The following is a 12,158-nucleotide window of genomic DNA, read 5'->3' as shown; positions in this document are numbered from 1 at the left end:
TTTTATATATTGATTTCGCAGTGAGTTAGGAGCTAACTCAAAATTCAGTTAGTTCTGTGTTGCAGTACTTGCTTCAAATTTACCCTTTTTTACCGCGTGACCACGCCACATCAGAAGAGTAATGGTTGAAATCACTGTGCCGACAATCGCAGCACCGAACCAGATTGCAGCAGCAGAGAATGCGCCTAAACCAGAATCGTGTAACAAGAAAATAGAGAAGATACCTGCGCCCGGAGTGGATAGACCAATACCTGCCGCACCCACCATTGCACCTGTTACTACAGAGCCTAGTAAGAATGAGCCGATTACACGGATTGGATCTTCAATCGCCATTGGGATTGCACCTTCAGTAATACCCGCAAGACCAAGTAGCCATGTAGATTTACCGGTTTCAATCTCAAAGTCTTTGAATAAGCGTGGAGCAATCATGGTAGAAGCCGTTACCGTGAACGCCGATACCATTTTTACTGAGCCAAAGATTGCGTAAGGACCATAAACACCGTTTGCCATTGCACCTAAACAGAATGCGTAAGCAGCTTTGTTTACCGGACCACCTAAGTCGAATGATACAAACAGACCAAGAATCGCACCCAATAACAGCGCATTGGTGCCTGACATACCGTTCAACCAGTCCGTTAGACCTTGGTTTAGGAACGCTACAGGTTTACCGATAACAAACAGCATCAAGCTACCTGCCACCAAAGTACCGATCACCGGATAAAGGTAGAAAGTAAGGAAGCCGTTAAATGCAGGGCCTAAGCGAACATGCTCTTTTACCCAACGCATCACGTAACCCGCAATCAAACCACCAACAACACCGCCTAGGAAACCAGAGCCAATGATGTTTGCTGCAATACCTGCGGCAAAACCAGGACCAAGTGCCGGTTTATCTGCTAATGAGTAAGCTGTGTAAGCTGCCAGTACTGGCACCATCAATGTACCCAGTAGGCCGCCACCTAGTTTGCGATACATCCATAGCCAAGAATCTTTTGTTGCATAGAGCTCTTGCAGGTCAAAAATTTGCGCGATAAGAACAGCAACCGCAAGAACAGTACCACCAGCAACGATAAGAGGAACTGCGTAAGAAATACCAGAAAGCAGTGCTTGTTTGAGCTCAGTTTTCAGTGGCAGTTTCTTCGGTTTATCATCAGTAGCTACTTTACGCTCTGCACCGTTGCCTTTTTTCGACTCTTCGATCGCTTCGTTTAAAATGCGCTCACCGTGTTTAATCGGTTCTGCGACTGGCGTTTCAATACGAGGAATGCCGTTAAAGCGCTCAGATTCTTTAATCGCCACTTCAGCAGCAAACACACACGCTACAGCATTATTAAGTTGTTCCGCAGTTAAGCGATCTTCAATACCGTTTGCGCCCTGCTTTTCAACATGAACCTTGTAGCCAAGCTTTTTGCCGGCTTTTTCTAGGTATTCTGCCGCCATATAGGTGTGAGCAATGCCTGCAGGGCAAGCAGTAACACATACAATTGTCGGCGCATTTGTATCTAAGTTGTCTTGTTTTTCTTCTTGCTGATTATCGCCATCAAGAAGCGCGAAGATTTCATCAGCGGTTGTTGCTTTTAATACTGCTTCACGAACATCGTCATCAACCAATGTGGTTGTCAGTTCGGTCAGCAGGTGCATGTGGGTAGAACCCGCTTCTGCATTTGGAATGGCAATTAGGAAGATAAGATTCACATCTTCGTCTTCATCTAGGCCTTTCCATTTCATGTCTTCTTTCAATGTTGCAACAGCGAAACCAGCTTCTTTAACCGCGTCAGTCTTGCCGTGCGGTACTGCTAGGCCTTCGCCAAGCGCTGTCGGGCCTTGCTCTTCACGAGCAAATACTGCATCAAGATACTCTTGTTTGTTGTGCAGTTTGCCTTGCTGATTCAGTTGGTCAGCAAGTGCGTAAATCGCTTCTTCTCGACTGCTAAACGTAGTTTGCAGATTTACGAGCGACTTATTCGTTAGAGTAGTAAGTTTCATAACCTTTGTCCCATAGTCACGGATTAGTACGACAGTCGTCCCTGTCGACGAGATGAATAATACAACTTCAAGACACTTAATCCGTGATCACGATCTCATCAATACATATTTGTATTTAATTTGTATTTAAACTGTATTGGTAAATCCTTTAAGAAAGCTTGTTATGTATCGTTTAATTTGTATTATATGTACTACAAAACGCCGATACGATGCTCACACTAACCTTTAAAGCAAAGCTTATATAGAGCAAATTTACGTATTTAAGGTACAGGTTGTTAATCAAAGTCTAGTTGTCCTAGCGCACAAATGAGGCAAAAATGGCAAGACTCCCTATGTATCGCCAAATCGCCGATGCAATAAGAGAAAAGATCAGTTCTGGTGAATATAAAGTTGGAGAAGCACTCCCAACGGAAGCGCAATTGCGTGAAGTATTCTCGGTAAGTCGTGTAACGGTTAGACAGGCGCTGAAACTACTGATCGAAAACGATGAGCTGGAAAGCGTTCAAGGTAGTGGTACTTACGTCAAAGAGAACAAGATCAATTACGACATCTACAAACAGTCGAGCTTTCAAGAAAAGTGGGCGCATTTGGATGTGGTTACACACAGTGAAGTTCTGGCCTTCGAAATGAAGCCGTGTTCTTTGGCGATGTCTGAACATTTAGATATCAAAGAAGGCGAATTGGTTTTCTACGTAAAACGTGTTCGTTTCATAGACAACAATCCAATCACGGTTGAAGAAACTTGGTTACCTGTTGCCCTATTCCCAGATCTCACCTATCAAGTGATGCAGACATCAAAATACGACTTTATTGAGAACACCAAAGGCATGGTGATTGATCGAAGTGAGCAGGAATTGGTACCGATTCTTCCGCCTGAAGACGTTGCTAAACAGTTAGGTATTGACCCAGCTCAGCCTATCATTGAAAAACGTACTCGCGGTTACCTCGCCAATAACACGGTGTTTGAATACAGCCGTAACTACTTCACGTCTAACGATTACCGATTTACTTTGGTCGCCAGACGCCAAAGATCAGGCTGAATCTAGCACCGCATATAGCCAACACAGAGGACGCCTGTTCTCTGTATTGGTGCGCATTCCCTACTCATCACACTGCTTTCAACCACTCCAAATATTCCTAAACCAATATCAAGTAACCTCACGAAAGATCATTCACATTCATTTAAATACTGTTCTGGCGCTTTGAACATAAACTAAGCGCCAAATTACAAGAACAACAGTCGACAGGAATGTAGATGAATACCAAACAACTTGAGGACGCTGTAAGTGAAGTGAGCTTATTCAATCAGCACCTCCACTTAATCCAATCCGTGCATACCATTCCGACCCCAAAAATGAATTGGGAGTCGATTGCGATGGAGCCTGCGCCGACAATACCAACGGTTCGATTCGATCACTGTCTACTCATCAGACTAACACTTAGTTCGTCGTGTTAAATCACTTTATATACAAAACCATTATGTCGAAACACACTATCTCACGAACATCGCACCCATTAGCAAATACAATTTCATACACACGATTCCTACCAAAGCTACCTTTAGTTCTAATCGCTTTCTCTATGCCCCTATTCGCAGAAGAAGTTGAAGAAGTGGTACTCGAGGACGAAGTCGTATTAAATGAAGGTTCTGAGTTAAACGAAGAAGCTGAAGAATCGCCTTATTATAACTTGTGTTTTAGCGCTTACTTATGGGAAGTAAGTAGGCGTTAAACATAAGTAATCTTTAAATGTAAGTAAGCTTAAAAGCTAAGATTCTCACCTCTTTACTCCGATAAACACCCACTTCGTTACACGTTTCCTTCCAAAGTACAAAAAATACTCGCGATTTATAAAATAACACCACCATATGCAAATAGAACAATCAAAGGTGATCCAAGTTATATTCTGACAAGCCACAAAATTTGTTTATTAACATCTAAACAACAGTAGTTATTCACAATTTACAACCACAATTAACATCGAAAAAATGTTTGTCTTAGATCATATCAACCTCAACTATGCCTCGTGCCACAGTGCAGTTTTCTGTACATTCATTGTCATATTCTGAAACACTTTCTTATATTTTTTAAACTTTGTGGAGATTTCTATGTTAGAGCTCTTGATCGGATTAGTGATTACTATTGCTGTTGGTTACTTTATTGTAAAAGGCTATAAAGCGGCGGGTGTATTACTAACTGCTGGCCTTGCCCTACTTCTTATCACCGGCCTTATTGGTCACACAGTCTTACCAGCTAAGGTAGCTTCAACAGGTAACATGGTTACCGACTCACTAGAATTTGTTAAATACATGCTTCAGTACCGCGGGGGCGGCCTAGGCATGCAAATCATGCTTCTTTGTGGTTTTGCTTCTTACATGACGCACATTGGTGCTAACAACGTGGTAGTGAAACAGTTCTCTAAACCGCTTGCTGCGATCAAATCTCCCTATGTACTTCTTGTTGCGGCTTACATCGTAGCGTGTCTGATGTCTCTAGCAGTAAGTTCTGCAACGGGTCTTGGTGTGCTATTGATGGCAACCCTATTCCCAATGATGACGGCAATGGGTATTTCTCGCCCAGCGGCAGTTGCAGTTTGTGCGTCACCTGCAGCCATCATTCTTTCACCAACGTCTGGTGATGTGGTTATCGCGGCAGAAAAATCAGGCATGTCTCTTGATGTGTTTGCTGTTCAAACGGTACTGCCTGTTTCTATCTGTGCGATCATCGTGATGGCGGGTGCGGCTTTCTTCTGGAACAAATACCTAGATAAGAAAGAAAACACACCAATGGAAAAAGTAGACGTTTCTGAAATCGAAACAACGGCGCCGGCTTTCTACGCTGCACTTCCATTCCTACCTATCATCGGCGTTTTCCTATTCAACGGTCGTACGATTCCAGGGCTTTCACTTGATATCTACACTATTGTGGTAGGTTCTATCTTCGTAGGCGCAGTTATCGATTACGTTGTTAAGAAGTTTGACGGCGAGAAAACACTAGAAGATCTAGACTCTTGCTACCAAGGCATGGCTGACGCGTTCAAAGGCGTGGTAATGCTGTTGGTTGCGGCGGGCGTATTTGCTCAAGGTCTAATGTCTATCGGTGCAATTGATAACCTAATCGGTCTTGCCGAATCTGCAGGCGCAGGCGGCATCGCATTGATGCTTATCCTCACAGGTCTAACGGTTGCTGCGGCAATTGCGACAGGTTCAGGTAATGCACCTTTCTATGCATTCGTAGAACTGGCTCCATCATTAGCGGCGAAAATGGGCTTGAACCCAGCGTTCCTAATCATCCCAATGCTTCAAGCATCGAACCTAGGTCGTACAATTTCACCAGTATCTGGCGTAATCGTAGCGACTTCTGGTATGGGTAAAATCAGCCCATTTGAAGTCGTAAAACGTACGTCTGTACCCGTAATCTGTGGTCTTATTACGGTTATCTTCGGTACGCTTGTATTGGTTCCAATGTCGGCGTAAGCCTTAAGTTTCTAATCTCAAAGAACGAAGAACAAACGAACACCAATACTGAATATAAAATGCGTAAACAAAAAGGCGCTGAACTTAATAAGTTCAGCGCCTTTTTTAATGTCACTTTCTCAACATCGTTAAAACTATCGAGACATGTACAAAATGTATAAACAGTCAGGCTTGAAATAGTGTTATCTCAAAGGAACAAGCCCTACTTCATTTCACCATAGCGTTCTAGATACAGAACCGTTGCAGCGGTACGGGAAGGCACTTGCAGCTTTTTCAACAAGCTTTTCATATGTACCTTAACTGTCGATTCAGAAATAAACAGGTGATCGGCGATCTGCTTATTACGGTAACCTTTCGCGACTTCTTGAAGGATCTGCATTTCACGTTCAGTCAGTTGTTCGAAGATATCATTGCGGCTTCCAGCATCATTTAGGTAACGAGCAACCACACTGCTGTAAGCCTTGTCACCGCTGTGTGCTTGCTTAAGCAGTTCAATTAACTCATCGGGTTCAGTGTCTTTCAACAAGTAGCCATCAGCGCCTGCTTTTACAATCGCTTCAATGTCTGCAGGGCTATCAGAAACCGTTAGAATAACAATGTTTGCGCTAGAACCGTCAGTGCGAAGTGCTTTCAAGGTATCTAAACCAGACATGCCCTTCATATTGAGATCCAAAAGGATCAAATCAGGTTCTTCTTCATGAGCAAGAGCAACCGCTTCAGTGCCGTTACTTGCTTCTGCAATCACTTCGAATTCGTCTTCAAAGCTCAGTAATTGGCTTATACCTCTGCGCATCAATGGATGATCATCAACCAGCATTACTTTACAAATCGTCAACTTTAACTTCCTTCAAACTTTTATATTTCAATATGACTGTACAGCCTTCACCTTGCGCCGCTTCAATCGTCAAGTCGCCATTCAGTCTTACCGCACGCTCATGCATAATGCTCATCCCGTAGTGGTTCATCTTAGAACTACTTGAGTCAAAGCCATCTCCATTATCTTTTATCACGACTAATACTTCACCGTCCTCATCGATACAGCATACATCTATCAAGTCGGCATTGGCGTGTTTTATTGCATTTATTGTTGCTTCACGAATCAATTGAAGCAAGTGAACCTGACTATGCGCATCAAGCTCGATCGATGAGAGATTATTAGTGAGGTTAATCTTCGCATCGGTTCTCTCGCTGAGCGCCTCAAGCATGGTACTTAAGGCGTCTCCAAAGTTGCCCTCTTTAATGGTCAACCTAAATGTGGTGAGTAGCTCTCTTAACTGGGTATAAGCGTCGGCTAAGCCGTTTCCGATCTCAGACGCGATTTGTTCAGATTGCTCTCGGTGCTGTTGCTCTGGCAGTTTGCCAATCACACGCTTTAATAGTGTAACTTGAATTTTCAAGTACGACAGTGATTGAGCCAATGAATCGTGGAGTTCACGTGCAATCGTGGCACGCTCTTCCATGATAATAAGCTGTTCAGCTTTCTTTTGAGCACGATTGTAGTAGATCGCTCTCGATAGCAGTTGAATGAAGCTTTCGATCAGAGCTTTAGTTGAGTGCCCGTGGTGATATGAACAGTATAAATAGCCGAGAATAAGTTCGTTATCGTCGAGTTTCATCTCAAACTTTTCGTAGTCTAAATTCGAATCGTAACCTTCATCCATAATCAATGAACGGCCTGAGTTATCGACAATCTCGAGCCTCAGTGATCCAATCCCTTCCAAGCTCACGAGATGCTGCAAGATAGCTCGGAAGTTTTCAGGAGCAATACGCGTCACCGTGAGCTCTTGTGACGAGTTATAAAGTGCCTGCAGCGACTGGTTCGCATTTTGCAGCTCAATCGTCTTTGCATCCACCACATCTTCAAGGTTTCGATAAAGCACGCCTAAATCTTTGGCCATCGAGTTGAAGGTTTTGGTCAAAATGCCCATTTCGTTGTTACTGGTCACCTTGAGTTCTACCTCGAAGTCGCTGTTTTTGATTCTTTGGCTCGCACCGACAAGAGCATGTAGCGGTTTAACAACCTGTTTACGTACAAAGTGAACAACAAAAAGAGATATGACCAGAATCCCACCAAGGCCGATACCACCAGCCCACGCTAACTTTATTAACTTGTCTTCAGAGAACTCTTGCAGCTTATAAACGAAGCCATCGATTTCAGCCACGAAGTTTTCAACCAACACGAGATAGTGATCGCGCTCTTCGCTATTCAAGACCTGTTTTAGCTCATGCCAACGGCCGATAATTAAATAGTAATCTTCTGTGATGTCTGTCGGAACATTCCAACTGACCAAATTAGTCATGGATGGCGAGTAAAGAGAACTTTCGAATTCACGAATATGAGATTCATAATCGACAGATTCTATTTGAATATCATGGGCTAAACGGTAGCTTTGCATTCGCATTGAACCGGCCACGTTAACCGCTTCCGCATCATTCAAACTTGAAGCCAAAGTAAAGATGGCAAAGCCAGTCGTAGCAACCGACAACAGCAGTATAGAGAGCAAAGATTTTGCTATCGTACTTGTTACAGATGAAACCGGTTTTATAAGCAAAAGTGCCTTCCTATTGATAAATGACTTGCCAGCGATATCGTATTGTCACACATCAAAAATCATAGCTCCATTCAATATGTGATCACTCGCTCCGTAATTTATTGATCTAAGACAATATATGCCCCCAATTAGCCCTTAGGGGGTATTTATACAATTGTTTCTAAAACTACACTACTTGTGAGGACTCATTACAAGATATTAATAGAATAATGACCTACAATTACAACATCTTAGTAACATCTATAGGTATCTAGTGGTAGATCTATCAAAACGCCGTCTTTTTTCAAGACGAAAAGTTGACTCAAGCCAGATTCGTTTGCCTTGGATTGACAGCCTAGAAAGCTTTACAGATGACTGTACTCGCTGCGGTAAATGCATCGAGAGTTGTGAGACTAAGATAATCATTGTAGGCGATGGTGGTTTTCCCACTGTAGATTTCTCTATTGATGAGTGTACGTTCTGCTATCAATGTGCAGATGTTTGTCCCGAACCCATTTTTAAGCCAAAGCAAGGAGAGCCTTGGCAAGCAAAAGCACAAATCTCTGATAAGTGTTTAGCGCAACAAAATGTTGAATGCCGAAGCTGTGGTGACATGTGTGAACCTATGGCCATTCAATTTGAACTTAGAGCAGGCAGTGTTGCTCTACCAAAAATCGAGTTAGATGAGTGTAGCGGTTGTGGGGCCTGCGTAGCAATTTGCCCTACTTCGGCTATTCTTGTGAGTAATGCATAAAACAAAAATAACGAGAGCAATTTATGGCACTAAATGAAGTGCATATATCAAGTTTAGTCGTGCATGTGAGCCCTGAGCATCTAAATGAGATCAAAGCGGAGATCGATCAATTCGATAACGCTGAAATCTACGGAGATAGCCCTGAAGGCAAAATCATCGTGGTCCTAGAAACTGAAAACCAAGGTTTTGTAACGGACACCATCGAAGCAATAAACAACATTAAGAACGTTTTGGGGACAGCTTTGGTTTATCACCAAATCGAAACTGGACTCGACGAAACGGATTTAGAAACTGGAAGTAACAATTCTCAACTTGAGGGTGAAGTATGAAAATGACAAGACGTGCGTTTGTGAAAGCAAACGCAGCTGCATCAGCGGCAGCCGTTGCAGGTGTAACTCTACCGGCAACAGCAACCAACCTGATTGCTAGCTCTGATCAAACAAAAATCACGTGGGATAAAGCGCCTTGTCGTTTTTGTGGTACGGGCTGTTCAGTACTAGTAGGTACTCAAAACGGTAAAGTGGTTGCGACTCAAGGCGATCCAGAAGCTCCTGTAAACAAAGGCCTTAACTGTATCAAAGGCTACTTCCTTTCAAAAATCATGTACGGCAAAGACCGTCTAGAACAACCTCTTCTTCGTATGAAAGATGGTGAGTTCCATAAAGATGGTGATTTCGCACCCGTATCTTGGGACAAAGCGTTCGACGTGATGGCTGAGAAATGGAAAGCTTCACTGAAGAAGAACGGTCCAACAGGTGTTGGTATGTTCGGTTCAGGCCAATGGACAGTAATGGAAGGCTACGCAGCCGTTAAGATGATGAAAGCGGGTTTCCGTTCAAACAACATAGATCCAAACGCTCGTCACTGTATGGCTTCTGCTGTAGTAGGCTTCATGCGCACTTTCGGTATTGATGAGCCAATGGGTTGTTACGATGACTTTGAACACGCAGACGCATTCGTACTGTGGGGTTCAAACATGGCAGAAATGCACCCAGTACTATGGACTCGTATTACAGACCGTCGTCTAAGCCACCCACACGTTAAAGTAAACGTACTGTCTACTTACTACCACCGTTCTTTCGAGCTTGCAGACACGGGTTACATCTTCGAACCTCAATCAGATCTAGCAATTGCTAACTTCATTGCTAACTACATCATTCAAAACGATGCCGTTAACTGGGACTTCGTGAACAAGCACACGAACTTCAAGCAAGCAACGACAGACATCGGTTACGGTCTGCGTGACGATGATCCACTACAGAAAGCAGCCGCAAACCCTAACTCAGGCGAAATGACTGCTATCTCTTTCGAAGACTACAAAGCGTCTGTTGCTGAATACACAGTTGAGAAAGCGTCTGAAATGTCAGGTGTATCTCAAGAAGACCTTATCAAGCTGGCTAAGCAATATGCCGATCCAAACATCAAAGTAATGTCACTTTGGACTATGGGTATGAACCAACATACTCGTGGCGTATGGATGAACAGCCTTGTATACAACATCCACCTTCTTACAGGTAAGATTTCTACTCCAGGTAACAGCCCATTCTCACTAACTGGCCAACCGTCAGCGTGTGGTACAGCGCGTGAAGTTGGTACATTCGCTCACCGTTTACCTGCCGATATGGTGGTTGCTAACCCTAAACACCGTAAAATTGCAGAAGATATCTGGAAACTTCCAGAAGGCACCATTCCACCGGTACCCGGCGCTCACGCTGTTCTTCAAGACCGTATGTTGAAAGACGGTAAAATCAACGCTTACTGGGTAATGTGTAACAACAACATGCAAGCGGGTCCAAACATCAACACTGAACGTCTGCCAGGTTACCGTAACCCAGATAACTTCATTGTATGTTCTGACCCGTACCCAACGGCAACAGCTCAAGCGGCTGACCTCATCCTTCCAACAGCAATGTGGATTGAGAAAGAAGGCGCTTACGGTAACGCAGAGCGTCGTACACAAGCATGGTACCAACAAGTGAAAACTGTAGGTGAAGCTAAGTCTGACCTATGGCAAATCATGGAATTCTCTAAGCGCTTCACTATTGAAGAAGTTTGGGGTGAAGAACTGGTTGCGAAAATGCCTGAGTACCGTGGCAAAACCATGTACGACGTGCTTTACAAAAACGGCAACGTTGATGCATTCCCACTGTCTGAAGCTCAAGAGCTTAACGACGATGCACAAGCTCAAGGTTTCTACGTTCAAAAAGGTCTATTCGAAGAATACGCAGCCTTTGGTCGCGGCCACGGTCACGATTTAGCACCATACGATCGCTACCACCAAGTTCGTGGTCTACGTTGGCCTGTTGTTGACGGTAAAGAGACACTATGGCGCTTTAAAGAAGGTTCAGATCCATATGCTAAGAAAGGTTCTGATTGGGACTTCTACGGCAAACCAGATGGTAAAGCACTGATCATCAATGCACCATACGAAGCGCCACCTGAAGTACCAAACGATGAATACGATATGTGGCTATGTACAGGTCGTGTTCTTGAGCACTGGCACACAGGTACTATGACTCGTCGTGTACCAGAACTTTACAAAGCAGTACCGGATGCACTTTGTTACATCCACCCTGCTGATGCTAAAGCTCGTGGTCTTCGCCGTGGTGATGAAGTTCTTATCGAAAACAAACGTGGTGAAGTACGCGTTCGTGTTGAAACTCGTGGTCGTAACCGTCCACCACAAGGCTTGGTATTCGTACCATTCTTTGATGCAAGAATTCTGATCAACAAGTTGATCTTGGATGCAACGGATCCTCTGTCTAAACAGACGGATTACAAGAAGTGTCCAGTTAAGATCACTAAGGTCGCTTAAGGACAATATGTTCTTACCACTTAGCTCGTAGATCTGACGTTTTTAATATTGCGACTGCTTTTTCGTTACTTTTTGAAAGAAGTAGTCCACTCAAAGAATTAGCCTTTAGGCGGAGAAATTAACCATGAAAAAACTGATTACTGCCCTACTATCAGCTGGTCTTTTGCTAGCTGGTGCAGTTCAAGCTGAAGCTGAAGCTGAACTGGATAACCCAGGCGGCATTGGTGGCGTAGAATCTCTACGTGGTGCAAGTGAACTTGAAGCAACTCGCGCAGCAGATGACTTCAAAAAGTTCCCTCGTGACCAAGTACTTGAGAGTGACTACGTATACCAACCACCTCTAGTGCCTCATACTATTCGTAGCTATGAAGTTTCTCTTAACGCTAACAAGTGTCTTTCTTGCCACAGCTGGAAAAACGCAAAAGAAATGGGTGCTACTAAAGTGAGTGTAACTCACTACATGAACCGTGAAGATGCGGTACTTGCAGACGTATCACCTCGTCGTTACTTCTGTCTACAGTGTCACGTACCTCAAGCTAATGCTAAGCCACTAGTTGAGAACGAGTTCAAACCTGTAGATTCACTGCGTTAATCGTAGCC

Annotated in this window: 10 protein-coding genes; 7 read left to right on the top strand and 3 right to left on the bottom strand. The window is 43.8% G+C overall.

Annotated features, from left to right (window positions below):
• Positions 1–48 precede the first annotated feature (48 nt).
• On the bottom strand, positions 49–1,983 hold the full coding sequence (gene mngA, locus AB6E52_RS15100) for a PTS 2-O-a-mannosyl-D-glycerate transporter subunit IIABC (protein ID WP_102320777.1): 1,935 nt from the start codon (positions 1,981–1,983) through the stop codon (positions 49–51).
• A gap of 317 nt (positions 1,984–2,300) precedes the next feature.
• Between mngA and AB6E52_RS15095 the strand changes: the two genes are divergently transcribed.
• From AB6E52_RS15095 to dcuC, 3 genes are all read left to right on the top strand, one after another.
• Entirely contained in the window at positions 2,301–3,023 is a 723-nt protein-coding gene (locus AB6E52_RS15095) for a GntR family transcriptional regulator (RefSeq protein WP_017070592.1), read from the top strand.
• 439 nt (positions 3,024–3,462) lie between these two features.
• Positions 3,463–3,714: a hypothetical protein gene (locus AB6E52_RS15090; RefSeq protein ID WP_133151380.1), complete on the top strand. Its 252-nt coding sequence runs from the start codon at positions 3,463–3,465 to the stop codon at positions 3,712–3,714.
• Between the two features lie 376 nt (positions 3,715–4,090).
• Positions 4,091–5,458: an anaerobic C4-dicarboxylate transporter DcuC gene (dcuC, locus tag AB6E52_RS15085; RefSeq protein WP_017062608.1), complete on the top strand. Its 1,368-nt coding sequence runs from the start codon at positions 4,091–4,093 to the stop codon at positions 5,456–5,458.
• 202 nt (positions 5,459–5,660) lie between these two features.
• Here dcuC and AB6E52_RS15080 read toward each other — a convergent pair whose 3' ends face one another.
• Positions 5,661–6,293, bottom strand: a complete 633-nt coding sequence (locus AB6E52_RS15080; RefSeq protein ID WP_017062609.1) for a response regulator — start codon at positions 6,291–6,293, stop codon at positions 5,661–5,663.
• Positions 6,280–8,010: a nitrate/nitrite two-component system sensor histidine kinase NarQ gene (narQ, locus tag AB6E52_RS15075; protein ID WP_102320775.1), complete on the bottom strand. Its 1,731-nt coding sequence runs from the start codon at positions 8,008–8,010 to the stop codon at positions 6,280–6,282. The genes AB6E52_RS15080 and narQ overlap by 14 nt, the downstream gene beginning before the upstream one ends.
• 253 nt (positions 8,011–8,263) lie before the next feature.
• Between narQ and napF the strand changes: the two genes are divergently transcribed.
• The 4 genes from napF (at position 8,264) to AB6E52_RS15055 (ending at position 12,150) form a co-directional block, all read left to right on the top strand.
• Positions 8,264–8,743, top strand: coding sequence for a ferredoxin-type protein NapF (gene napF, locus AB6E52_RS15070; protein ID WP_017062611.1), 480 nt, complete (start codon positions 8,264–8,266; stop codon positions 8,741–8,743).
• Between the two features lie 23 nt (positions 8,744–8,766).
• Entirely contained in the window at positions 8,767–9,072 is a 306-nt protein-coding gene (locus AB6E52_RS15065; RefSeq protein WP_017062612.1) for a chaperone NapD, read from the top strand.
• Positions 9,069–11,558 carry a periplasmic nitrate reductase subunit alpha gene (gene napA / locus AB6E52_RS15060; protein WP_102320774.1) on the top strand — a complete coding sequence of 830 codons (2,490 nt, stop codon included), beginning with the start codon at positions 9,069–9,071 and terminating at the stop codon, positions 11,556–11,558. Before AB6E52_RS15065 ends, napA begins: the two co-directional genes overlap by 4 nt.
• A 124-nt stretch (positions 11,559–11,682) precedes the next feature.
• Positions 11,683–12,150, top strand: a complete 468-nt coding sequence (locus tag AB6E52_RS15055; protein ID WP_102320773.1) for a nitrate reductase cytochrome c-type subunit — start codon at positions 11,683–11,685, stop codon at positions 12,148–12,150.
• Positions 12,151–12,158 lie beyond the last annotated feature (8 nt).

This window comes from Vibrio sp. 10N.247.311.13, from assembly GCF_041467595.1.
GTDB lineage: Bacteria > Pseudomonadota > Gammaproteobacteria > Enterobacterales > Vibrionaceae > Vibrio > Vibrio crassostreae_C.
Note: the sequence above shows the minus strand (reverse complement) of the source record. Positions and strands in the feature narration are given on the sequence as shown.